24 protein-coding genes are annotated in these 24,059 nt (G+C 67.0%); 20 read left to right on the top strand and 4 right to left on the bottom strand.

The features are described 5' to 3' along the window. Positions 1–24 precede the first annotated feature (24 nt). From ACWMMN_RS29745 to ACWMMN_RS29725, 5 genes are all read left to right on the top strand, one after another. On the top strand, positions 25–582 hold the full coding sequence (locus ACWMMN_RS29745; protein ID WP_174993384.1) for a pyridoxamine 5'-phosphate oxidase family protein: 558 nt from the start codon (positions 25–27) through the stop codon (positions 580–582). Beyond that, positions 569–2,044 carry a phytoene desaturase family protein gene (locus tag ACWMMN_RS29740; RefSeq protein ID WP_059237681.1) on the top strand — a complete coding sequence of 492 codons (1,476 nt, stop codon included), beginning with the start codon at positions 569–571 and terminating at the stop codon, positions 2,042–2,044. Before ACWMMN_RS29745 ends, ACWMMN_RS29740 begins: the two co-directional genes overlap by 14 nt. A 228-nt stretch (positions 2,045–2,272) precedes the next feature. After that, positions 2,273–3,472, top strand: coding sequence for an aminotransferase-like domain-containing protein (locus ACWMMN_RS29735; protein WP_174993386.1), 1,200 nt, complete (start codon positions 2,273–2,275; stop codon positions 3,470–3,472). Between the two features lie 12 nt (positions 3,473–3,484). Continuing rightward, complete coding sequence (locus ACWMMN_RS29730) at positions 3,485–3,676, top strand: hypothetical protein (RefSeq protein WP_174993387.1); 192 nt, start codon at positions 3,485–3,487, stop codon at positions 3,674–3,676. 99 nt (positions 3,677–3,775) lie between these two features. Next, a complete protein-coding gene (locus ACWMMN_RS29725; RefSeq protein ID WP_059237678.1) occupies positions 3,776–4,366 on the top strand; it encodes a pyridoxamine 5'-phosphate oxidase family protein in 591 nt (196 codons plus the stop codon). 34 nt (positions 4,367–4,400) lie between these two features. On the opposite strand, the gene gcvA is transcribed toward ACWMMN_RS29725, so the two are convergent. After that, complete coding sequence (gcvA, locus tag ACWMMN_RS29720; RefSeq protein WP_256086786.1) at positions 4,401–5,294, bottom strand: transcriptional regulator GcvA; 894 nt, start codon at positions 5,292–5,294, stop codon at positions 4,401–4,403. A gap of 134 nt (positions 5,295–5,428) precedes the next feature. Here gcvA and ACWMMN_RS29715 point away from each other — a divergent pair, with 134 nt between their 5' ends. Both ACWMMN_RS29715 and ACWMMN_RS29710 read left to right on the top strand, forming a co-directional pair. Further along, the gene (locus tag ACWMMN_RS29715; RefSeq protein WP_256086785.1) at positions 5,429–6,133 is read left to right on the top strand and encodes an SDR family oxidoreductase; all 705 of its coding nucleotides are present in this window, start codon (positions 5,429–5,431) and stop codon (positions 6,131–6,133) included. A gap of 202 nt (positions 6,134–6,335) precedes the next feature. Beyond that, on the top strand, positions 6,336–7,613 hold the full coding sequence (locus tag ACWMMN_RS29710; protein ID WP_486423524.1) for an epoxide hydrolase family protein: 1,278 nt from the start codon (positions 6,336–6,338) through the stop codon (positions 7,611–7,613). 75 nt (positions 7,614–7,688) lie between these two features. Here ACWMMN_RS29710 and ACWMMN_RS29705 read toward each other — a convergent pair whose 3' ends face one another. From ACWMMN_RS29705 to ACWMMN_RS29695, 3 genes are all read right to left on the bottom strand, one after another. Continuing rightward, positions 7,689–8,030, bottom strand: coding sequence for an NIPSNAP family protein (locus ACWMMN_RS29705; RefSeq protein ID WP_059237675.1), 342 nt, complete (start codon positions 8,028–8,030; stop codon positions 7,689–7,691). 46 nt (positions 8,031–8,076) lie between these two features. Continuing rightward, positions 8,077–9,183, bottom strand: a complete 1,107-nt coding sequence (locus ACWMMN_RS29700; RefSeq protein WP_486423523.1) for an alpha/beta fold hydrolase — start codon at positions 9,181–9,183, stop codon at positions 8,077–8,079. Between the two features lie 182 nt (positions 9,184–9,365). Next, on the bottom strand, positions 9,366–10,751 hold the full coding sequence (locus ACWMMN_RS29695; protein ID WP_486423522.1) for an aminotransferase-like domain-containing protein: 1,386 nt from the start codon (positions 10,749–10,751) through the stop codon (positions 9,366–9,368). Positions 10,752–10,914: 163 nt separating this feature from the next. Between ACWMMN_RS29695 and ACWMMN_RS29690 the strand changes: the two genes are divergently transcribed. The 13 genes from ACWMMN_RS29690 (at position 10,915) to ACWMMN_RS29630 (ending at position 24,044) form a co-directional block, all read left to right on the top strand. Further along, positions 10,915–12,201 carry a hydroxymethylglutaryl-CoA reductase, degradative gene (locus tag ACWMMN_RS29690; protein ID WP_059237672.1) on the top strand — a complete coding sequence of 429 codons (1,287 nt, stop codon included), beginning with the start codon at positions 10,915–10,917 and terminating at the stop codon, positions 12,199–12,201. A gap of 87 nt (positions 12,202–12,288) precedes the next feature. Continuing rightward, complete coding sequence (locus ACWMMN_RS29685; RefSeq protein WP_059237671.1) at positions 12,289–12,786, top strand: hypothetical protein; 498 nt, start codon at positions 12,289–12,291, stop codon at positions 12,784–12,786. Next, positions 12,786–14,165 carry a tripartite tricarboxylate transporter permease gene (locus ACWMMN_RS29680; protein WP_486423521.1) on the top strand — a complete coding sequence of 460 codons (1,380 nt, stop codon included), beginning with the start codon at positions 12,786–12,788 and terminating at the stop codon, positions 14,163–14,165. Before ACWMMN_RS29685 ends, ACWMMN_RS29680 begins: the two co-directional genes overlap by 1 nt. Positions 14,166–14,423: 258 nt before the next feature. Beyond that, positions 14,424–15,467 (top strand): alpha/beta fold hydrolase, encoded by a 1,044-nt coding sequence (locus ACWMMN_RS29675; protein WP_059237669.1) that lies wholly within the window; start codon positions 14,424–14,426, stop codon positions 15,465–15,467. Further along, positions 15,467–16,009, top strand: coding sequence for a cytochrome P460 family protein (locus ACWMMN_RS29670; protein ID WP_174993392.1), 543 nt, complete (start codon positions 15,467–15,469; stop codon positions 16,007–16,009). The genes ACWMMN_RS29675 and ACWMMN_RS29670 overlap by 1 nt, the downstream gene beginning before the upstream one ends. A gap of 279 nt (positions 16,010–16,288) precedes the next feature. After that, entirely contained in the window at positions 16,289–16,615 is a 327-nt protein-coding gene (locus ACWMMN_RS29665) for a DUF4148 domain-containing protein (protein WP_059237667.1), read from the top strand. Positions 16,616–16,703: 88 nt separating this feature from the next. Next, positions 16,704–17,495 carry an alpha/beta fold hydrolase gene (locus ACWMMN_RS29660; protein WP_174993393.1) on the top strand — a complete coding sequence of 264 codons (792 nt, stop codon included), beginning with the start codon at positions 16,704–16,706 and terminating at the stop codon, positions 17,493–17,495. A gap of 76 nt (positions 17,496–17,571) precedes the next feature. Beyond that, positions 17,572–18,972 carry an amidase family protein gene (locus ACWMMN_RS29655; RefSeq protein ID WP_486423520.1) on the top strand — a complete coding sequence of 467 codons (1,401 nt, stop codon included), beginning with the start codon at positions 17,572–17,574 and terminating at the stop codon, positions 18,970–18,972. 355 nt (positions 18,973–19,327) lie between these two features. After that, positions 19,328–19,798 (top strand): rhodanese-like domain-containing protein, encoded by a 471-nt coding sequence (locus ACWMMN_RS29650; protein ID WP_486423519.1) that lies wholly within the window; start codon positions 19,328–19,330, stop codon positions 19,796–19,798. Positions 19,799–19,830: 32 nt separating this feature from the next. Beyond that, positions 19,831–20,769 carry a serine O-acetyltransferase EpsC gene (gene epsC, locus ACWMMN_RS29645; protein WP_059237664.1) on the top strand — a complete coding sequence of 313 codons (939 nt, stop codon included), beginning with the start codon at positions 19,831–19,833 and terminating at the stop codon, positions 20,767–20,769. An 8-nt stretch (positions 20,770–20,777) separates the two neighbouring features. Further along, positions 20,778–20,999 (top strand): helix-turn-helix domain-containing protein, encoded by a 222-nt coding sequence (locus ACWMMN_RS29640; RefSeq protein ID WP_059237663.1) that lies wholly within the window; start codon positions 20,778–20,780, stop codon positions 20,997–20,999. Positions 21,000–21,136: 137 nt separating this feature from the next. After that, positions 21,137–22,069 (top strand): family 2A encapsulin nanocompartment shell protein, encoded by a 933-nt coding sequence (locus ACWMMN_RS29635; RefSeq protein ID WP_021156739.1) that lies wholly within the window; start codon positions 21,137–21,139, stop codon positions 22,067–22,069. Further along, positions 22,044–24,044 (top strand): family 2A encapsulin nanocompartment cargo protein cysteine desulfurase, encoded by a 2,001-nt coding sequence (locus ACWMMN_RS29630; protein WP_342705720.1) that lies wholly within the window; start codon positions 22,044–22,046, stop codon positions 24,042–24,044. Before ACWMMN_RS29635 ends, ACWMMN_RS29630 begins: the two co-directional genes overlap by 26 nt. Positions 24,045–24,059 lie beyond the last annotated feature (15 nt).

The raw sequence follows: 24,059 nt of genomic DNA, 5'->3' as shown, positions 1-24,059 counted from the left end.
TTGCCGGATCTTCCCGGTTCTAGAGTGTCTTCCGAAACGCTGTCCAACATCGCCATGAATGCCGACCAGCTCTTTCAACAAGCACGTGAAATCGTCAGCAACTGCACGCTCTGTTTTGTGTCTTCGAACGACGCGTCCGGTCAGATCAACTCCAGGGTCGTCGAAATCCTGGAAATCGGGAACGACCTCACGATTCGATTCATGACCGACTCGAGAACGCGTAAAGCGTTGGAGATTTGCCGGGGGAGTGCGATCAGCCTGTCCTTTCTCAGTATGGCCGACCGGGGATACGTGACGATCGGAACCGTTCCGGTCGTCTCCGCCGATACCGCGTTGAAGCAACGCATCTGGAAGGAGTCGCTGTTCACCTGGTTTCCGAACGGGCCGGATGATCCTTACGTGATCGCCGTCACCTGCGCGCCCGTCTGGGTTGAACTGTGGTCGCGCATGCGGGGGATTGCGCCCGATCCACTCGGCCTCAACTCGGTCCGGCTGATTCGAATGGATGGCAATTGGCATGCCCGTCACACGTTTCCCGACACACGCGAATCATGGCGTGAGGGATCGCATGACGCGCAATGACAAACAGCCCGCCGTCGTGATCGGTGCAGGCCTCGCCGGCCTGTCCGCTGCACTGCTGCTGGCACGCAACGACAGATCGGTCGTCGTCGTGGAAGCATCGGACGAAGCAGGTGGTTGCTGCTCCACCGCGACGAGCGACGGCTTCACGTTCAACAACGGCGCGATGTATGTCGCGGTGCCGTCGCTGATTCGCGCGTCTTTCCAGCGCCTCGGTCTCGACTTCGATCGCGACGTTCCGATGGTGGCCATCGAGCGACCTCACGTCACGCATCTGGAGAATGAAACGGCCGTTCATCTGTCCAGCGCCGATGCGTCCTATGTGGAAGGCGATCGGGCGGATTCGCGGACACGGCAACTGCGTGACGGCCTTGGCAGGCTCCAGCGGCAATGGGGGCCCGTCTACCGTACGCTGGTTGATGAAGTGCTGCCGCAGGAGCCTTCGCTCCTGCGGACGTTGAGCAAACTGTGGCGCTACCTGCCGCGCATGAGCGGGCACGCCAGTCGCCTGATCGAAGCGCACTTTGCCGACGCAGACCTGCAGGCGGCTGTTGCCTCGACGCTGCTCTATACCGGGCAAGCCCCCGATCGTCTTCCGGCCACGCAGATCATTGGCTTGATTGCGATGCTGGAAGAGGGGTTCCATCTACCCCGTGCAGGCATGGGCGCGATCAGTTCCGCGATGACGCGCGAACTGTCCAGACGGTCGGTGCCGATCCGGTTCGGTGCCCATGTCCGCGAAATCATCGTGGAGAACGGGGCCGCCCGGGGCATCGTGCTTGCCGACGGTGAGCGCATCTCGACAGATTGCGTCGTCGCGACGTGTTCGGGTTTCGACGTGGTGCGCCACCTGTTGCCCGACCATGCGGTGCCGCGGGGGCTGGCGCACAAGGCTCGCGCGGCACCGCTGTCGCATCGTGCGATCTCGATTCAGGTGGGCGGTTCGGGCGCGGTGCCGCCGCGCGCCTTCATCACCAATCGCGTTCCAGCGATGCGGCAGCAGGGGGCCTTGCACGCATCGACGCCTGGCGTGCCTCACTGGCTTGCCTATACCTGTCCGTCGCTGGTGTTGCCGGAGCTGGCGCCGAACGGCAAGACCGTGCTGGAGTTGTATGCGCCGGCGACGGGCATCCACGCCGCATCGGAATGGACAAGCGCGATGACAGAGGCTGCGGTCGGCGACTATCTCAATGCGCTACGGGCGCATCTTCCCGGCCTCTGCATCGAACGTGTCCGCGTCGCGGATCCGCAGGATTTCGCGAGCGGACGGCATTTGTACGAAGGGGCGCTCTACGGGATTGCGCCGGGCACGACGCCTGACAAGTTCTTTCCGCATCGGACAGGGCTGCGGGGCCTCTATCTGGGCGGACAAACGACATTCCCGGGGTATGGCGTACCCACGGCCATGCTTTCCGGGATCCAGGCTGCGGAAGCGGCCGTGCAGGACATGCGCGGGAATGCGTGAGCCTGGGAAGCGCTTGCCCGAAACATGCATCAAATCCGCATTCCGTGCCGCCCGCAGCCCCCCATTTGATGACCAAACCGCAAGACCTAGTGCATAGATATCGTTTGCCGAGCCCTTAATGACTATCGACAATCGTGGCTCGAATTCACCGCCGTGGCGCCAGAAGCGCCGCGGTGGCCGGCACTTGACGGCTATCCCGGCCGTCCGCGCCCTCCAGCCCACGACGACATGTACGCGTTCACTCCCTCATTCCAAAACCCCGCCGGCTCGCCGATCCGCGAGTTGTTCAAGTACCTGTCCGAACCGGGCATGATTTCCTTCGCGGGCGGCTATCCGGCCAGCGACTTGTTCGACGTCGACGGCCTGAACGCGGCGGCCGAACGTGCGTACGCGCAGCCCGTGCGCTGCCTGCAATACGGCCCGACCGACGGCCTCGCCGAACTGAAGCAGCAACTGATCGGGCTGATGGCGCGTCGCGGCGTCGCGTGCACACCGGCCGAACTGCTCGTCACGACCGGCTCGCAGCAAGGCCTCGACCTGCTGCTGCGCGTGATGGTGTCGCCCGGCGACGTCGTGCTGACCGAACAGCCGGCTTATCCGGCCACGCTGCAGGCGATGCGTCTGCAACAGGCGCGCATCGTGACGATTCCCGTCGACGGCGAAGGCCTCGACGTCGATCGCCTCGCGGCCCGGCTCGCGTCCGGCGCGATCGCGCAGCCGAAGCTGCTCTACACCGTCCCGACCTTCGCGAACCCGACCGGCGCGACGCTCACGCGCGAGCGCCGGCTGAAGCTGCTGCGTCTCGCGGTGCAATACCGTTTCCTGATCATCGAGGACGATCCGTACGGCGACCTGCGTTTCGCGGGCGAAGCCGTGCCGTCGATGCTCGCGCTGGCCGGGGAAGTGGACGGCGCGCGCGACTGGATCGTGCATTTCGCGAGCCTGTCGAAGATCGTCGCACCGGGGCTGCGCGTGGGCTGGACGATCGCGCCGGCCGAGATCACGCGGCGCTGCGTGATCGCGAAGCAGACGGTCGACCTGTGCAGCACACCGTGGACGCAGGCCACCGCCGCCGAATACCTGGCCGACGGCGCGCTCGAACGCCATCTGCCGCGCATCACGGCCGCGTACCAGCGCAAATGCGACGCGATGTGCGACGCGCTGCGCGACGGGTTCGGCGATGCGATCGAATTCCATCGTCCCGAAGGCGGGATGTTCGTGTGGGCGCGGATCGGCGCGGTGTCGTCGGACGTGCTGCTGCAACAGGCGATCGCCAACAAGATCGTGTTCGTGCCCGGCAAGGCGTTCTTCGCGGACAACGTCGACGCAGCGTCGCTGCGCCTGTCGTTCGCCGCGCCGGACGTCGATGCGATCCGGGAAGGCGTCGCGCGCCTCGTGCGCGCGTATGGTGCGGCGCTGGCCGCGTGAGGAGACATCAACGTGAATATCACCGTCAACGAAACGGCATCGATCGGCGCAGCGTCAGGCGCGGGCGACAAGCGGCCGGCCAAGCATCGCTCGTCGCAGATCAGCGCCGGGCCGCAGTATGTAGCCGACGTGCTCGGCCGCTTCGGCGCGGAGCCGGCGACCGATGCCGGCGACGCCGCGCCGGTCGTGCTCGGCTATAACTGAGCGGCACAAGCACGGCGGCTCGCGTCGCACGCGAGCCGTCGCTCGAACAAACGGGTAATCTTCCGCGATCGAAACACCGACGATCGCCGCCGCCTCCTCATGTCCGACCCGACTTCCGAATCGCTCGCGCAAGCGTATGACCGCGTCTGGTCCTGCCTCGAATCCGGCGTGAGCATGAACCGCTCGCCGTTCACGATGCTGCAGGCGGCCACGCTCGGCCTCGATGGCGCGCCGAAGGTGCGGACGATCGTATTGCGTCAGGTGAGCCGTGCCGATCGCGTGCTGTCGTTTCATACCGATGCGCGTTCGGAGAAAGTCGCCGAGTTACGCCGCGATCCGCGCATCTCGATCGTCGCGAACGATCTGGACGCGCTCGTGCAGATTCGCGCGGAAGGCGTTGCGTCGATCTGCGAAGACGAAGCGCAACGGCGTGCGATCTGGGAATCGAGCCGTCCGCATACGCTGCTGCTGTATCGCGCGCCGTTGCCGCCCGGCACGGTGATCGACTCACCGGAAGCAGCGCATCTCGACAGCACCGCGCCAACCGGCGACGGCTACGAAAATTTCTGCCTGATCCGCATGACGGTCACGCGCATCGACTGGCTCGAACTTGCGCGAGCAGGGCATCGTCGGGCGGTGTTCGACCTGTACGGCAAAAGCGGCTACGCAGCGCGCTGGATCGCCCCCTGACGCTGACGCAGCACGTTCGAGGCGCTCAAGCCGCTCAAGGCCGCCCGTCCGACGCCGCCTGCCCGGTCATCCACTCGCGCATCACCACAATCGCATCGTCGTCACGGCGCTCGGCCGGATACACGAGATAGAACCCCATCGACAGCGGAAACGCGAAATCGAACGGCTTGCACAGCCGCCCGGCGGCGAGGTCGCGCTCGACGAGCGGATCGGTTGCAAGCGCGATGCCCTGGCCGGCGACGGCCGCATCGATCGCGAGCGACGTCTGGTTGAAGCGCAGCCCCTTGTGCGGATCGATGTCGACCGGTTCGGGCATCGCTTCAAGGAACTCCGGCCACAAATCGTGCGCATCATGCAGCAGCACCTGACCGGCGAGCGCACGGGGTGAAGCCGGAGCGGCCAGCACGGCAGGGCTGCACACCGCACACACATCGAGCGGGAACAGCGCATGCGTGACGAGATGCTTGCCGAACGGCGGCTTGCCGTAGCGGATCGCGAGATCGACGCCGTCGTGGCGGAACGTCGCGATCTGCGGATCGGCGATCACGCGCACGTCGTAGTCGGGATGAGCGTCGGTGAAGTGCGCGAGCCGCGGGATCAGCCACTTCGACGCGAACGACGGCGTCGTGCTGATCGTCAGCGCCGCGCGCCGCTTCACGAGCTTGTCGGTCGCGTCGGCGATCGCGTGCAGCGCGCGCTGCACGTCGGAGAAATACGCGGCGCCGTCGTGCGTGAGCGCAAGGCCGCGCGGCAGGCGCTCGAACAGCTTCAGGCCGAGCACGTCCTCGAGGTGGCGCACCTGCTGCGCGACGGCGCCCTGCGTGACGCCGATCTCGTCGGCGGCGGCGCGGAAATTGAGGTGCCGTGCGGAGACTTCAAACGCACGAAGCGCATTCAGCGGCGGCAGGCGGGAAGGGCGTGGCGGCATCGTCAGGCTGTAGAAAAACTATCGGCTGGCGGCAGAAATACTGGTTCGACAGCTGGAATTGATGCGCCTACATTACCACCATGGCGCGCCGAATGGCGGCTGCGCGGCGGCAGAATCGGAACGAGGAGCAAATCGTGACTGTAGAAAAAGTGGCGTTGATCACGGCGGCGGGCAAGGGCATGGGCGCGGCGATCGCGCGCGAACTGGCGGCGACGGGCTATCGCGTCGCGCTGATGTCGCCGTCGGGCAGCGCGGTGGCGCTCGGCGAGGAACTGGGCGGCTTCGGCATCCAGGGCTCGGTGACGGAAGAAGCCGATATCGACAAGCTCGTGCAGGAAACGGTTGCGCGCTACGGCCGGATCGACGCCGTCGTGAACAACACCGGCCATCCGCCGAAGGGCGACCTGCTGGCGATCACCGACGACAACTGGCACGCGGGGCTCGACCTGATCCTGCTGAACGTGGTGCGCGTGATGCGCCGCGTGACGCCGGTCTTCCAGAAGCATGGCGGCGGCGCGGTGGTCAACATCTCGAGCTTCGCGGCGGACGCGCCCGAGCAGCCGATGCCGGTGTCGTCGGCGCTGCGTGCGGCGCTGAGCGCGTGGACGCGCCTGTACGCGGAACGCTATGCGGCCGAGAACATCCGGATGAACGCGGTGCTGCCGGGCTTCATCGACAGCTGGCCGGAAACGCCGGAGATCGTCGCGCGCATTCCGGCCGGCCGTTTCGGCAAGACGGGCGAGATCGCGAAGACGGTCGCGTTCCTGCTGTCGGACGGCGCGGGCTACATCACCGGCCAGAACATTCGCGTCGACGGCGCGATCGTCAAGGCGCTCTGAGCGTCGCAATCGACGAGCGAGCGGCGGCGCGGGCCGCTCGCGGTGCAAGGCTACAAACGCGTACAAATCAGACAAATCCGGGATACATCAGACCTTTCAAATGGGCGACGCCGCGTGACGAGGGCGCGCCGGACTGAAAGCCTGGGCGCGATCCCGCGCGCGGCATGTTCACTTTCCACTTCACGAAAGGAGATGCCGAACGATGTCTTCCACACCGTTTTCCCCGATGCGCCGCCACCTGCTGGCCACTTCCGTGGTTGCCGGGGTCTCGGCGATGCTGCCCACCGCGCTGCATGCCGCGACCGGCGCGAGCGGCATACGCCCGTTCACCGCGCACATTCCCGATGAAGCCGTGGCCGACCTGCGCCGCCGCATTGCGGCGACGCGCTGGCCGGGCCGCGAGACCGTCGCCGACGAATCGCAGGGCGTGCGGCTCGCGCGCATGCAGGCGTTGCTGCGCTACTGGGGCACCGACTACGACTGGCGCAAGGGCGAGGCGCGCCTGAACGGGTTCCCGATGTTCGTCACCGAGATCGACGGGCTCGACATTCATTTCATCCACGTGCGCTCGCGGCACGAGAACGCGATGCCGATGATCATGACGCACGGCTGGCCCGGTTCGATCTTCGAGCTGCTGAAGGCGATCGGCCCGCTGACCGACCCGACCGCGCACGGCGCGAGCGCGGACGATGCGTTCCATGTTGTCGTGCCGTCGCTGCCGGGCTTCGGTTTCTCGGGCCGTCCGACCAGGACGGGCTGGGGCTCCGATCACATCGCGCGTGCATGGGGCGAGCTGATGGCGCGGCTCGGCTATACGCGCTTCGTGTCGCAGGGCGGCGACTGCGGCTCGGTGATCTCGCACCGGATGGCGATGCAGCGCGTACAGGGCCTGGCCGGGATTCACGTGAACATGCCGGCGACGGTGCCGCCGGATATCGCGACGCTGCTCGCGACGGATTCGCCCGCGCCGGCTTCGCTGTCGCCGAACGAGAAGGCCGCGTACGAGAAACTCGCGACGTTCTATCGCGACAACTGCGGCTACTCGGCGATGATGGTCACGCGGCCGCAGACGGTCGGTTACGCGCTGGCGGATTCGCCGTCCGGGCAGGCGGCGTGGATGTACGACAAGATCTCGCAGTGGACGTACAGCGGTGGCGTGCCGGAGCGCTCGATTCCGCGCGACGAGATTCTCGACGACATCTCGCTGTACTGGCTGACGAACACCGCGACGTCGGCCGCGCAGATCTACTGGGAGGATCACTCGAACAACTTCAACGCGGTGGACATCTCGCTGCCGGCGGCGATTACGGTGTTCCCGGGGGAGATCTATCAAGCGCCGCGTAGCTGGGCCGAGCGCAGTTATCACAACCTGATCTACTTCAACGAAGTCGACAAGGGCGGGCACTTCGCGGCGTGGGAAGAGCCGGAGCTGTTTGCGCGTGAGGTGCGTGCCGGGTTCCGGCCGCTGCGGCGCGGGTAAGCGGGGGAATGGCGAACGCGGGCCGGTGGTTGTGCGGGCCGCGTTCGCCGTTATGCGCTCACGCGCGGCCGACCGTCACGACGGATTGAGCATGCGCAGGCTTTCGACGGCGTCGTCACCCATCCACAGCAACGTGTTGAGGTACGTCTCGATGTGCACGACGAGCGCCTGGCGTGGGCCTTCACGCCATTCCGTCGAGTTGTAGAACGCTGCCTGTTCCGTCTCCAGCGACTGGCGATCGGCATAGGCACGCACCAGACAGTAGCTCTCTTCTTCGTGATCGGAACGGCCGTAATACACGACGTCCATTCCGTGCGCACGGATCATGGGAGCGGCGAGCTGGTGCATGGCCTGATGAAATGCGTGCAAGGTTCCCGGCTTCAGGCGGTAGGTGCGAATTTCCAGCAACCGGTTCATGTTTCCTCTCCTTCGCGTTCCTCATGATCGGCCGCGCCGATCCGGATCACGCCGATTCGTGCCGATGCCGGCGCAGCACGCCGTCGAGCCACGCATCGATATCCTGGTGAACGAGGTCCCGGTCGTGATCGTTCAATATCTCGTGCCGGTCGCCCGGATAGAACCGGTAGGCCAGCGCCAGGTGCCCGTGGCGCATGTATCGGGTAATCAGCGACTGGATCGACAGCGTGTTTTCGCCGACCGGGTCGCGGGTTCCGGCGATCACCAGGATCGGCAGGTCCACCGGAATCCGCGATTCATGTTCGGGGATCCACAGGCTGTGGAAGCCTTCGAGCACCGAGTACAACATGCTGTTGGAAAACGGTTTGCCGCAGAGTTCGTCGTCGAGAAAGCGTTGTATCTCTGCCGGGTCCGCCGTCATCCATTCGCAGCCCGTCGACGGTTGCCCGTGAGCGACGAACGGGGCGTTGAATGCCTGCAGCACCGAGCCGAACAGCATCGCGGGATGGTTGCCTTCGGCGGAATGGGCCACGGCCTTGAGCTGGTCCAGCGTGTCGCCGTCGACGCCGGGCAATGCGCCCATCGTGCCGCACAGCACCGCGCCCGCAAGCAGGTTGCCGTGGTTCTGGATGTGCGATTGCGTGAGTGCGGAGCCCATGCTGTGGCCGAACGCGATCAACGGCAGGCCGGGATACTGCGTGCCGATCAAGCGGGACAACTGAGCAATGTCGGTCGTCATGTCGGACCAGGCGGTGAGCCCGGCCTGCCCGAGCGCCGCGACCCCGGCGGTGTGACCGTGCCCGCGCAGATCGAGCGCGAACACGACGCAGTTTCGCGCGGCCAGATGGCGGGCGAGCCCGTCGTAGCGGCCGCCATGTTCGCAGATTCCGTGCGTGATCTGCACCGCCGCTCGCGGTCCGTCGCTGGCCACCGGCATCCATTTCCGCAGAAAGATCCTGGTGCCGTCCACGTCCGACGTGAATGACGATTCTTCGTACCGGCAATCTATCGATGGGCTCATGTCGGGGCTCCGTTTGACGTTTTCGGGGGAGAGGCGATCGAGCGTATGCGTGTCGCGCGTTTTCACGATGAGCGCGACATGACGGTCCCGCTCGCGCAAAAACGAGCAGGACGGTTCGTCCCGGGCGAGCATATCAGGAACATCGGCCGAAAAATAACGAAGCAGTCGATTGATGAGCGTTGGTGGGTAATTGGCGTTGGATGCGGGTGTTTTACGTCGTGAGTCGTTGAATTTCCTGTCGGAGAAGACCCCCCGATGCGTCTGGTGATTCGCGTCTGTCCACGCGCGGCATGGGCGGGCCGTGCATCGCGGCGCTACGCAATCGCTTGCAACGCCTGCGCGAACCGCTTGTCCGCGAGATACGCAACGTTGAACCGGCAAAACCTCGATGGCCACTCGGCCTGCGGCGAAAACACCGCGCCCGGCGCGAGAATCACCCCGCGCTCCAGCATCGCCTGCGCGAGCTGCATCGAATCGGGCCAGCCGGGTAGCGCGGCCCACAGATACAGGTTCTGGTCACAGGGCCGATAGACCTCCGCGCCGAGACGGCCGAGCGCATCGAGCGCAGTGCCCGTGGCACGCCGCAGCTTCTCCTGAAGATGATTCGTATGCCGGAGAAAGTGGCCATCGCTGACGATTGCATCGAGCGTGCGCTCGCAGTATTCCGAGCTGCTGACGTGCGTCAGCATCTTCACGTCGGCGAGATCGCTGGCAAGCGCGGCATTGCAAGCAAGGAACCCGACACGCAACGCCGCCGACACCGATTTCGAGAAACTGCCGATATAGATGGTCCGGCGCAGCTGGTCGAGCGTCGCGATGCGCGTGAGCGAACGCGGCCGCAGGTCGGCGAGCGCATCGTCCTCGACGATGATCAGGTCGTGCGCATCGGCGAGCTGCAGGATGCGGTGCGCCTTGGCCGCGCTCGTATCGGTCGCGGTCGGGTTGTGCCCGACCGATTGCGTGAAGAACAGCTTCGGCCGGTACGCGGCGACAAGCTCGGCCAGCTTCGCGACGTCGGGGCCGTCGATCTCGCGCGGCACGCCGACGATGTTCGCGCCGCTCAGCTTCAGCTTGCCGAACAGCGGGTAGTAGCCGGGATCGTCGACGAGCACGGTGTCGCCGGGGCGCACGAAGTAGCGCAGCACGAGGTCCATCGCCTGGTTCGCGCCGTGCGTGAGCACGATCTGCGCGGGCGGCGCTTCGATCTCGTAGCCGGCGAGCTTCTGCTGCAGCGACTGGCGCAGCGGCAGGTAGCCGAAGCGGCTGCCGTAGCGGAACAGCGACGCCGCGCTCGTGCGCATGATGCGTTGCTGGTACTGGTTCAGCCGCGTTTCCTCGAGCCACTCGATCGGCGGGAAGCCTTCGCCGAGATTGAGCACGTCGGGCTTCACGTGCAGCTGCTCGCGCATCAGCCACACGATGTCCATCGCGCGGTTGAGCGAGCTTGGCTCGTCGATCTCGGGCGCGGCTGCCGCACGCCGCGTGACGAAGAAGCCCGAGCCGCGGCGCGGCTCGATCAGGCCGTCGGCCGCGAGCATCTCGAACGCGCTGATCACGGTGTTCTTCGAGCAGCCGGACGCCTCAGCGTATTCCCTGATCGAAGGCAGCTTCGCGCCGGCCGGCAACACACCTTCCTCGATCTGTCTGGCGAGATTGTCCGCCATCGCGCCAGACAGGCTGGCTCTTGCACGCTGTTTCATCGGAATGCTCCGTCGGGCCGGCCCGCTGTAATGGGTACGGTTGGGTGACTGTCTGCGCCTTCTGTACCTTTTCAATGGGTACAGCGTGACTATTATTCGGCTATCCGCTGCCCGCCGCAAGCGCCGACGGGCCACACCGCCACCCCGAAACAGCAGACCCATCATGTCCATCGATTCCGCCTTGCCCAACTTCCGCTCGCTCACGCCCGAGCAACGCCTGTCCCACCTGTCCCGCGCCGTCGGGCTCGACGATGCCGAGCATGCGCTGCTCGCGAAACCGGGCGCGCTGCCGCTCGACACCGCGAACGGGATGATCGAGAACGTGATCGGCACGTTCGAACTGCCGATGGCCGTGGCCGGCTACTTCCGGATCAACGACCGTGACGTGATCGTGCCGATGGCCGTCGAAGAGCCGTCGATCGTTGCGGCCGCATCGTATATGGCGAAGCTGTCCCGTGCGGCCGGCGGCTTCCGCACGTCGAGCAGCGGCCCGCTGATGCGTGCGCAGGTGCAGGTGATCGGCGTCGACGATCCGTACGGCGCGCGGCTCGCGATCCTGCGGCACGCGGCCGAACTGATCGCCCTCGCGAACAGCCGCGACAAGGTGCTCGTCGGCCTCGGTGGCGGCTGCCGCGACATCGAGGTCCATGTATTCCCCGACACGCCGCGCGGCGCGATGGTCGTCGCGCACCTGATCGTCGACGTGCGCGACGCGATGGGCGCGAACACGGTCAACACGATGGCCGAAACGGTTGCGACGCGCATCGAAGCCATTACGGGGGGCCAGGTACGGTTGCGGATACTGTCCAACCTCGCGGATCTCCGGCTGGCCCGGGCAGAGGTACGGTACTCGGCCGCCACGCTCGCGACCGATGCCTATTCGGGCGAAGACGTGATCGACCGCGTGATCGACGCGTACGTGTTCGCGGCAACCGACCCGTACCGCGCCGCGACACACAACAAGGGCATCATGAACGGCATCGATCCGGTCGTGGTCGCGACCGGCAACGACTGGCGCGCGGTCGAAGCCGGCGCGCATGCGTATGCGAGCCGCAGCGGCCGCTATACGTCGCTGACGACGTGGGAGAAGGCCGCCAACGGCGACCTCGTCGGCACGATCGAAATGCCGATGCCGGTCGGGCTCGTCGGCGGCGCGACGAAGACGCATCCGCTCGCGCGTCTCGCGTTGAAGATCATGAACGTGACGTCCGCGCAGGAACTCGGCGAAATTGCCGTGGCGGTCGGGCTTGCGCAGAATCTCGGTGCGCTGCGCGCGCTCGCGACCGAAGGCATCCAGCGCGGCCACATGGCGCTGCATGCGCGCAACATCGCCGTCGCAGCGGGTGCGACCGGTGCCGACATCGACCGGATCGCGCAGCAGATGGTCGCGGCGAACGACGTGCGCACCGACTTCGCGGTCGAGTTGCTCGCGGGCCGCAGCGGCGGCTGACGCGTAGACTGCACGCCGCGCAATCCACGCGGCGTGCAGCGCGCCACGCCGGCCAGACCGGCGACCTATCAATCCAGGAGGAGACACATGGAACAGACCGGTTCAAGCGCGGTCGCAACCGCGCCGCATCGCGCCCGGTCGTTGGCCGGCGCCGATGCGGCGGCCACGACGCTCGTCGAGGTGTGGGGCGATACCGTGGCGACGAAACATCTCGCGTGGTCGGTGTTGCTGGGCATTGCGATCAGCCTTGGCGCGTTCGAGATCGGCCGCGTGGTGCTCGCATCGTTCGTCCACGACGTGGCGATCGCGCGCGCATACGCGATGCTGATCGGCCTTGCCGGCTGCCTGCTGGCCGGTACGATCTGCGCGGTGCTGTTCAAGCCGAAACGCACGGTGATCGAACACGCGGCGGGCGGCGCCGAGCGTGACGCGGCACTGCGGCAGCTCGCCGAAGCATCGGGCGGGCTCGGCTCGACGAGCGACTTGTCGGCCAGCGCGCGCGCCGAGATGGAGGAACTCGGGCTGCTCGATCTCTTTGCGTCGTACGACGCATCGTCCGAGCGCGCACGCGCGGGAGGCCGCTGATGGACGCGCTGCTGCATGCGTTGCCGGCCACGTTCGCGATGGGGCTGCTTGGCGCGATCGTGTTCTCCGGCATCGGGCTGATCTCCGGCACCGACGAAACGACGACGATCGCGCCGCTCACCTTGCTCGTCGCACTGCTCGGCGTGCCGCCGGCCGGCGTCTTCACGTTTTTCCTCGCGGGCGCGGTGGCCAAGCACATCACGCATTCGATCCCGACTGCGCTGCTCGGCATTCCCGGCGACACGATGGCCGCGCCGCTGCTGCAGCAGGCGACGCTGCTGCGCGCGCTCGGCGTGCCGCACATCGCGCTGCGCAAGATGATCTCCGGTGCGATCGTCGCCGCGTTCGTCGCGCTGCCGCTCGCGGTGCTGTTCGCGTCGCTGCTCGCGCCGTTCGGCGCCGCGATCGCGAAGGCCGCGCCGTGGGTGTTCCTCGCGGCGGCCATCGGCATCGCGTACTTCTCGGCGGGGCGCTGGGCATCGGTGCTGCTGCTCGTGCCGTTCGTGATGCTGGTGGTCGGGCTGCAGGCGCTGACGGGCCATTACGGCGTGAAGCTGAGTGTCAGCTACTTCCTCGGGATCGCGATCGGGCCGCTGGTGGCCGACCTGTTCTCGATACTGTCGCCGGCCGAGCGGCGGCGCATGCGCCGCGACGGGCCGTCGACGTTCGTGCTCGCGCCCGACGTGAAAAGCTGGCGCGGCTATTTCCCGAATCCGCTGAAGGTGCTCGACCGCGAGCAGGTCGCGTGGACGGTCGGCACGGCCGCCGTGTCGAGCGCGACGTTCGTGTTCAGCCCGGTCGCGATGACGGTGCTGATGGGCGAGATCGTCGGCGCGCGCGTGCGCCATGCGTACCAGCGCCTGACGACGGTGATCGCCGCGCGTAACGGCGTGACGGAGGCGACCTACATCGCCGAGGCGCTGATTCCGCTGATCGCGTTCGGGCTGCCGCTGAGCCCGGTGGCGGCCGGCCCGGCCGCACCGCTGTTCAATGCGCCGCCGCGCTTCACGGTCGACGCGGCGAGCGGGCAGATCCACAACCTGCATACGCTGATGAGCTGGCCCGAGTTCCTCGGCTACGGGCTGCTGTCGATCCTGCTGGCCGCGCTGATCGCGTATCCGCTCGCGATGCACCACGCGCACCGCGCGGCGTCGTTCGTCGCACGCAAGCTGAGCCACGAAGCGATCATCGCGACCTTCGCGGGGCTGATCGTCGTGATCGGCGTGTGGGAGGGGCAACTGCTGGGGCTCGCCGTGATCGTGACGATCGGCCTGTTCGGCGGAATGCTGTCGCGCCTGTTCGCGTTCAACACGGGCGTGCAGTTCATGGGCTACTACGTCGCGGTGCTCAGCGTACCCGCGATCGCCAAGCTGTTCTGAAGAACCCGCATCCGGCAGCCGTGTGTGCCGCGCGGCTGCCCGGAAACGGGGCTTTTCATGCGATTTTTGAATCGCTGTGTGTCGTGTTCGCACACAGATACGTTGGGATACAAAACCTCCGGATGGTTCGGATATAAAGCCGGTGAAGCGATTCACACGGCGGCGCGGAGCCCTGCGCCGCCGCTGCGAACGGCGACACCTGAATGCCCGCACGTGCCGCGGGCGCCTTCCTTAGCGATCGACATTGGAGAACGAGTCATGCCTGATACCGTGAACACCCGCCGCCGCCTGATCCTGGGCTCGACGCTGGCGAGCCTGAGCCTTGCCGACCTCGGCTTCAGCGCGCTCGCGCACGCGCAGTCGGCGCCCGATGCACCGGCCGGGAAGCGCCCGGCCGGCGTCGCGTCGCTGGGCACGATCCACCAGATCGACGCGGGCGTGCTCAACGTCGGGTATGCGGACCTCGGGCCGAAGCAAGGCCCCGTCGTGTTCCTGCTGCACGGCTGGCCGTACGACATCTACAGCTACGCGGACGTCGCGCCGCTGCTCGTCAAGGCCGGCTATCGCGTGATCGTGCCGTACCTGCGCGGTTACGGCTCGACGACGTTCCGCTCGGCCGACACGGTGCGCAACGGCCAGCAGGCCGTGACGGCCGTCGACATCGTCGCGCTGATGGATGCGCTGAAGATCGACCGCGCGGTGTTCGGCGGCTACGACTGGGGCGCGCGCACGGCCGACATCATCGCGGCGCTGTGGCCGCAGCGCGTGAAGGCGCTGGTGTCGGTGAGCGGCTACCTGATCGGCAGCCAGGAGGCGAACCGCAAGCCGCTGCCGCCGCAGGCCGAATTCCAGTGGTGGTATCAGTTCTATTTCACGACCGAGCGCGGCGAACTCGGCTACGCGGCGAACCGCGACGCGTTCAACAAGCTGATCTGGCAACTCGCGTCGCCGAAGTGGCAGTTCTCCGACGAAACCTATGCACGCTCGGCCGCGTCGTTCCAGAATCCCGACCACGTGGCCGTCGTGATCCACAACTACCGCTGGCGCCTCGGGCTCGCGAAGGGCGAGGCGCAGTACGACGACATCGAGCGGCGTCTGGCGGCCGGGCCCGCGATCACGGTGCCGACGATCACGATGGAAGGCGATGCGAACGGCGCGCCGCATCCGGAGCCGGCCGCGTATGCGAAGCGGTTCACGGGCAAGTACCAGCACCGCACGATCACCGGCGGCATCGGCCACAACCTGCCGCAGGAAGCGCCGCAGGCGTTTGCCGATGCGATCCTGCAAGTGGAGCATCTGTGATGCGGGCTGGCATGGGTGTCTGGCGTCGCGGCGCGCGCCGTGCGCTCGTCGCGGGCGTGCTGCTGGGCGGCGCGCTGTCGGCGAGCGGTCCGGCCGCATTCGCGGAGCAGCCGAAGCCGGCTGCGGCCGCATCGCCGATCTACGGCGTGACGATCCCGCCCGGCTACCGGAAGTGGGAAATGGTTGCGCCGGCCGAAGAGGCCGCACCGCTCGACGAGCTGCGCGTGGTGCTCGGCAACCCCGTTGCGATCCGCGCGCTTGAACAGGCAACGCTGCCGTTTCCTGACGGCACGATCCTCGTGAAGCTCGCGTACAAGCGCAAGCAGTCCGACGAGTTCGCACCGGCGACGGTGCCCGGCCAGGCGACGACCGTGCAGGTGATGGTGAAGGACTCGCGTCGCTATGCATCGACGGGCGGCTGGGGCTTCGGGCGCTTCATCAACGGCGTGCCGGCCGATATCGGCCAGCATCAGACGTGCTTTGCGTGTCACCAGGCGCGGGTGAAGAACCACGACTACGTGTTCACGCGGCTTGCGCCGTGACGTGACATGGCCGTGCGAAGCGGATGGAGAGGCGTGCCCTGCGAGGCACGCCTTTTTTCATGGTGCGCGCGGCGGGGCGAAACGGATCGGCAAGCAGGTTTGTATCGCACTGTATCTGCGGCCGCTCCTGAAATACTGGCATGCAGAAAGCACCGGTTTCGGAAACATGCCGGATACGTGAGCGGGTTCTACTGTCGACATGCAGCAAACGTTCGGTGCCAGACGTCCGCACCGGATGCCAAGTGATCGATACCCCAACTTCGTTCCAGGAGAACTCTGATGAAAGCCGCTCGAATCCTCGCCGTTGCCGTCCTCGCCGTCGCTCCCGCCTTGTCGTTCGCCGATACCGGCCACAGCCTCACGCGTGCCGACGTGCGCGCCGAACTCGTCCGCCTCGAGCAGGCCGGCTACAACCCGGCGCGTAGCGAACCGCACTACCCGGAAGACATCGCTCACGCGTTGCAGGTGGCGCGTTCCGATCAGAACGGCCCGTCGAAGTCGCAAGGCGACACCGTGGCCGATGCGCCGACGCCTGCCGGCCATCGCGACGCGGCGCAATCGCGCGCTGCACGGAATGCCGCCGACGACCTGTACGCGCATTCGTAATCCGGTGCCGCGCCTGCTGCAGGCAGACGCGGCCGCCACTGCAGCACTTCATTTGAACAACAGACACGACAGAGAAAGGAGCATGACGATGGCCGGTTTGATGAAACGCGTTCTGGTATCCGCCGCGGTGATCGGCGGACTGTTCGGTGCGGTCGCGGCGCAGGCCGCGCCGAAGGAAGACCTGAAGGGCACGAACGTCGTGCTCGTGCACGGCGCATTCGCCGACGGTTCGAGCTGGAACCGCGTGATTCCGCTGCTCGAGGCGCGCGGGCTGCACGTGGTGTCGGTGCAGAATCCGCTGAGCTCGCTCGCCGACGACGCGGCCGCGACCAGGCGCACGATCGACGCGCAGAAGGGGCCGGTCGTGCTGGTCGGCCATTCGTGGGCCGGCGTCGTGATCAGCGATGCGGGCAACGACGACAAGGTGAAATCGCTCGTGTACGTCGCCGCGTTCGCGCCCGATAGCGGCCAGTCGATCGCCGACGTCACGCAGGGGCTGCCGGCGCCGTCGTGGGCCGGTGAGCTGCGCAAGGACGCGGGCGGTTTCGCGCGGTTGTCGGACAAGGCGATCGCGCAGGACTTCGCGCCGGACCTGCCGCCTGCGCAGCAGCGCATCGTTGCGGCGACCCAGGGGCCGTGGTATAGCGGTTGCATCTCGGAGAAGGTCGCGCAGGCCGCATGGCATGCGAAGCCGTCGACGTTCGTCGTCGCGACGCAGGACAGGATGATCGATCCGACGCTGCAGGAAACGATGGCGAAACGGATCGGTGCGACGGTCGCACGCGTGAACGGCAGCCATGTCGCGATGCTGAGCCAGCCGAAGGCCGTGGCCGACGCGATCATCGCTGCGGCCGAGCGCGCGAAGCAGGATACGCAGTGAGTGAACGGGGCGCCGCGTCTTCGTGAAGAAGCGCGGCGCCGTGTGGGATTGTGATGTCTTTCCACCAGGAGAAGTCATGACCGAACTCTGGCAACTGTCGGCCGCCGAACTGGCGAAACGTGTGCGGCATCGTGAAGTGTCCGCGCGCGACGTGGCGGACGCTGTGCTCGATCGTCTCGATGCCGTGAATCCGGCGATCAACGCGGTGGTCGAACACCGCCCCGACGACGTGCGGCGGCAGGCCGACGAAGTCGACCGCGCGATCGCGCGCGGCGACGATCCGGGCCCGCTCGCGGGCGTGCCCGTGACCGTGAAGATCAACATCGATCAGGCGGATTTTGCGACGACCAACGGTACGCGCTTGCAGGAAAACCTGATCGCGCACGCCGACAGCCCGGTGGTCGCCAACATCCGGAAGGCCGGCGGGATTCTGCTGGGCCGCACCAATTCGCCGACGTTCGCGCTTCGCTGGTTCACGTCGAATCTCGTGCACGGCCACACGCGCAATCCGCGCAATGCGTCGCTGACGCCGGGCGGATCGAGCGGCGGCGCGGCGGCCGCCGTGGCGGCCGGGATCGGCCCGCTTGCGGTCGGCACCGATATCGGCGGCTCGGTGCGTTACCCGGCTTCTGCGTGCGGCGTGCACGGGATCCGGCCGTCGCTCGGCCGCGTACCGGCGTTCAATGCATCGTCGCCCGAGCGTGCGATCGGTGCGCAACTGATGTCGACCGCTGGGCCGATCGCGCGCACGATCGACGACCTCTCGCTCGCGCTGCGTGCGTTCGCCGCGCCGGATACGCGTGACCCGTGGAACGTGGCCGTGCCGTTCGACGGGCGCGAGGAGCCGAAGCGTGCTGCGCTGTGTGTGCGTCCGGGGGGCTTGCAAGTCGTGCCTGAAGTGGAGGCTGCGTTGCGCGATGCCGCGCGCCGGTTGGTCGATGCGGGCTGGATCGTCGACGAGATCGACGATACGCCGCCGATGCGAGAGGCGGCGTTGTTGCAGGAACAGCTTTGGCTCGGAGACGGGTTCGATGCGTTGGCGAATTCGGTCGAGCAGGACGGCGATCCGGGCGCGGCGGCGGTGATTGCGGCCGTGCGCGGCAAGGTGCGCGACCTGCCGGCCGACGTGATCAGCCGTGCGCTGGTCCGGCGTACGACGTTGACGCGGCAATGGCGGCTGTTTCTCGACGAGTATCCGGTGTTGCTGTTGCCTGTTTCGTCGGAACTGCCGTTCCCGGACGATCTCGACCGCCAGGGGCCGGACGGCTTCGCGCGCGTGTGGGAAGCGCAACTCACGTTGCGTGCGCTACCCGCGATGGGGCTGCCGGGGCTGGCCGTCACGACGTCACTCGTGAACGGCGTGCCAGTGGGCGTGCAGGTAGTGGCTACGCATCATCGCGAGGATCTGTGTCTGCTCGCGGGGCGAGATATCGAAGCGCGTGGCGTGCCGATTGCGCCGGTCGATCCGCAGTCTTGATGATTTGACGGGGGCGTGCATCGGCGATGCGCGCGCCATCCGGTTCATTTCGGATTCCATGGCAACGCGGCCCGCGCCGCGTTGATCCGCTCCCTCCCATCCTTTCAAACTCCTTCGATGCAAGACATCGAACGGTCACCCTCCCGCATTTCCAGCCCGCCAGCGACCGCACACCGATAGCGCGCGTCTGCTATTGCATTCCCCGCGGCGCTGATTAGGAAATGAAATTTTATTGGTTCTGCTTCCCCGACCGCCCTCGCATAGTGGCGCTGACGGCTATAGACAGCACGCAAGCTGCGACGGCCGGATTCCCGGTGTTTTTGTTCATACGAATCTACGAAAACAAGGAAGTGTCATGACGGTTGGACTGGAAGAACGAACCGCTGCACAGCAGGCGCTCGAAGACGCGCGCGCGGCGGCAGCGGCGGCCGGCACGCCCTACGCGGGCGGCGTCGCGCCGCAAGCCGCGTGGGCGCTGTTCTCTGCTGGAGACGTATTGCTGGTGGACGTGCGTACTGCGGAAGAACGGAAATTCGTCGGCCACGTGCCGGAGTCGCTGCACGTACCGTGGGCGACCGGCACGAGCCTGACGCGCAATCCGCGCTTCGTGCGCGAACTGGAAGCGAAAACCGGCAAGGAGGCCGTCGTGCTGTTGCTGTGTCGCAGCGGCAATCGCTCGGCACAGGCGGCCGAGGCCGCGACGAAGGGGGGCTTCACGCAGGTATTCAACGTGCTCGAAGGGTTCGAGGGCGACCTCGACGAGCGGCAGCACCGCGGTAGCCAGAACGGTTGGCGCTTCCGCGGCCTGCCGTGGGCGCAGGACTGATTGATTCACGGCCGTTACGGGGAGAAAGCAGCATGGCCGCATTCGACATCGACGACATCGTTCAATCGCTGCAAAGCGTGCGCCGCGCATGGCGCGAGAAGCAGCGGCGCTCGCTCGAACCGGGCGGGCGCGACCTGCCGGCGCGCGAGGCGCTCGCGCAGATCGTCGGCGCGCTGAAGGGCGTGCTGTTCCCGATGCGGCTCGGGCCGCCCGACCTGCGCCAGGAGAGCGAGAACTTTCACGTGGCCCATGCGCTCGATGCGGCGCTGAACGCGCTGCTCGCGCAGGTGAAGCTGGAGTTGCGCTACGCGGCGCGGCAGCGCAGTGCCGAAGGGCAGGTCGATCACGTCGATGACGTTGCGTCGACGGCCGTGCAGGCGTTTGCCGCGCGCCTGCCCGAAATTCGCCGGCTGCTCGACAGCGACGTGCTGGCCGCATTCCACGGCGATCCGGCGGCCGGCAGCGTCGACGAAGTGCTGCTGTGCTACCCGGGCATCCTCGCGATGATCCACCACCGGCTCGCGCACGAGTTGTACGGGCTTGGCCTGCCGCTGCTCGCGCGGATCATCGCCGAGCAGGCGCATGCGGAAACGGGCATCGACATTCATCCGGGCGCGCGCATCGGCGCGGGCTTCTTCATCGACCACGGCACGGGCGTCGTGATCGGCGAAACGGCGATCATCGGCGAGCGCGTGCGCGTGTACCAGGCCGTCACGCTCGGCGCGAAGCGCTTCCCGCGCGATGCGGCCGGCCATCTGGAGAAAGGGCTCGCGCGCCATCCGATCGTCGAAGACGACGTCGTGATCTATGCAGGCGCGACGATTCTCGGCCGCGTGACGATCGGGCGCGGCGCGGTGATCGGCGGCAACGTGTGGCTCACGCAGGACGTGGCCGCCGGCGAAAACGTCACACAGGCCGTGCTGCGCAGCGAAGCGAACGCCGTGCCGCGCGCGGCGGCGCGTGTCGCCTAGGAGGCGCGATGAGCGACCTCATCCATCACTTCGGCGCCAACGTGCGCAAGCTGCGCGAAGCGCGCACGTGGTCGCAGGAGCAACTGGCCGAGCACGCGGGGCTGAACCGCTCGTATGTCGGCGAGATCGAGCGCGGCGAGGCGATCGCGTCGATCGTCACGGCCGACAAGATCGCACGCGCGTTCGACGTATCGATCTCGATGCTGCTGCCGGGCGTGTACGTCACCTGAGGTCGCGCCGCACCGTTTTCCCCTTCGGATGCACCGCCTGACGGCTATAGCATGTTGAGCCGGCAGGTGCGTGCTTCCGATAATCACCGAGCGTCATAAGCAATCCCGTTTTTCATCTTAAGAACCCGGAGCCACACATGTCGACCGTTGCAAGCGGCACGGCCGCGCTGAGCGATCACGCCGCCCGCCAACTAGCGAACGCTACCAAGACCGTCCCCCAGCTTTCCACGATCACGCCGCGCTGGCTGACCCATCTGCTGCAATGGGTACCGGTCGAGGCCGGCATCTATCGCCTGAACCAGGTGAAGAATCCGGAAGCCGTGCGCGCCGCCTGCACGCAGCTCGAAGACGAAAGCGTACTGCCGCAGACTTTCGTGCCGTACGAGGAACAGCCGCGCGAATACTTCCTGAATGCGGTCAGCACGGTGCTCGACGTGCATACGCGGATCTCCGATCTTTACAGCAGTCCTCATGACCAGATCAAGGAACAGCTGCGCCTGACGATCGAGACGATCAAGGAACTGCAGGAAAGCCAGCTGATCAACAACCCCGACTACGGGCTGCTCGCGAACGTGACCGACGACCAGCGGATCTTCCCGCTGACGGGCGCGCCGACGCCGGACGATCTCGACGAGCTGCTGACGAAGGTATGGAAGGAGCCGGCGTTCTTCCTCACGCACCCGCTCGCGATCGCCGCGTTCGGCCGCGAATGCACGCGGCGCGGCGTGCCGCCGCCGACGGTCAGCCTGTTCGGTTCGCAGTTCCTCACGTGGCGCGGCATTCCGCTGATTCCGTCGGACAAGGTGCCCGTTGCGGACGGCAAGACCAAGATCCTGCTGCTGCGCGTCGGCGACAAGCGCCAGGGCGTCGTCGGCCTGTATCAGCCAGGCGTCGCGGGCGAGCAGGGGCCGGGCCTGTCGGTGCGCTTCATGGGGATCAACAACCAGGCGATCGCGTCGTACCTGATCTCGCTGTATTGCTCGCTCGCGGTCCATTCGCCGGATGCGCTGGCTGTCCTCGATGACGTCGAAATCGCCAAGTTCCATGACTATCCCGACACCTACCGTTAATCCCGGCCTGGCCGACGGCCACGCGCATGCGCTGCCGCACGCGGTGCTGCCGGCAGGGTTGCCGGACCCGGCGACGCTCGCGCGGCTCGCGTCCGAGTTCTTCGCGACGCCACCCGGGCAGGCCACCGCGCCCGGGCTGTCGGCGGGCAGCGGTGCGGTCGGCGGCGTGCCGTCCGCGCTGCCCGCGGCCGCGCCGATCCTCGCGTCGGTCAGCAACCCGGTGCCGGGCGGCTCGCCGCTCGCGGGCCCGGGCGGGGCGGGTACCGGCGTGCCGGGGCTCGCGCTGCCGCAGGGCAAGGTGCCCGGCGCGAACCTCGCGCCGTCCGCGCCGACGCACGTGCTGTCGCTCGGCAACCGCGCCCCCGCGCTCGCGCCGCATGCGGCCGCGCAGAACGGGCTGCCCGACAACGCCGTGTCGATCGCGCCCGCGCTCGAACCGCGTGTCGGCGGCGCGGCGCTCGGCGTGCCGCCGGTGAATGCGGCCGCACCGGAAGGCGCGGCGAAGGCGTCGCCGTACTACTTCACCGACGGTTCGCTGCAGGGCTGGCAGGCGACGCCGCAGGACATCGTCGTGCCGTCGAACGGCCTCGCGTCGCCGGAAGCGTTCGGGTTGCCGGGCGATGATGCACTGCGCGACCTGCTCGCCGTGCATCGCGACGCGCCGGTGTCGCGCGCATCGGGCGGGGACGTGCCGCGCTACTTCATCGACGAGACGCACGCAGCCGAGCCGCAAGGTCAGTTGCATCGCGGTGCGCATCCGCCGTTCGACGTGAACGCGATCCGCCGCGACTTCCCGATCCTGCAGGAGCGTGTGAACGGCAAGCAGCTCGTCTGGTTCGACAACGCGGCGACGACGCACAAGCCGCAGGCCGTGATCGACCGCCTCGCGTATTTCTACGCACACGAGAACTCGAACATTCACCGCGCGGCACATGCGTTGGCCGGCCGCGCGACGGATGCGTACGAGCACGCACGGGAAACGGTGCAGCGCTTCATCGGCGCATCGTCGCCGGACGAGATCGTGTTCGTGCGCGGCACGACCGAAGCGATCAACCTGATCGCGAAGACGTGGGGCGCGCAGAACGTCGGCGAAGGCGACGAGATCGTCGTGTCGCATCTCGAGCATCACGCGAACATCGTGCCGTGGCAGCAACTCGCCGCGCAGAAGGGCGCGAAGCTGCGCGTGATTCCGGTCGACGATTCGGGGCAGGTGCTGCTCGACGAATACCGGAAGCTGCTGAACGACCGCACGAAGATCGTGTCCGTCACGCAGGTGTCGAATGCGCTCGGCACGGTCGTGCCGGTGAAGGAGATCGTCGATCTCGCGCATCGCGCGGGCGCGAAGGCGCTCGTCGACGGTGCGCAGTCGATCTCGCACATGCGCGTCGACGTGCAGGCGCTCGATGCGGATTTCTTCGTGTTCTCCGGGCACAAGATCTACGGGCCGACCGGGATCGGTGTGGTGTACGGCAAGCGCGCGATCCTCGACGACATGCCGCCTTGGCAGGGCGGCGGCAACATGATCGCGGACGTGACGTTCGAGCGCACGGTGTTCCAGCCGCCGCCGAACCGGTTCGAAGCCGGCACCGGCAATATCGCGGATGCGGTGGGGCTCGGCGCGGCGCTCGACTACGTGAGCCGTGTCGGCATCGAGAACATCGCGCGCTACGAGCACGACCTGCTTGCGTATGCGACGAGCGTGCTCGCGCCGGTACCGGGCGTACGGCTCGTCGGCACCGCGCGCGACAAGGCGAGCGTGCTGTCGTTCGTGCTGAAGGGCTATGAAACCGGGGAAGTCGGGCAGGCGCTGAACGAAGAGGGCATCGCGGTGCGCTCGGGGCATCACTGCGCGCAGCCGATCCTGCGGCGTTTCGGGCTCGAGGCCACGGTGCGGCCATCGCTTGCGTTCTACAACACGTGCGACGAGGTCGATGCGCTGGTACGTGTCGTGCGACGGCTGGCGACGCGACGCTAACGTTGTTGCCCGCTT

Source organism: Burkholderia cepacia complex sp. TUM26381 (genome assembly GCF_057439935.1).
The sequence above is the reverse complement of the archived record's forward strand: the minus strand, read 5'-3'. Positions and strand labels throughout refer to the sequence as shown.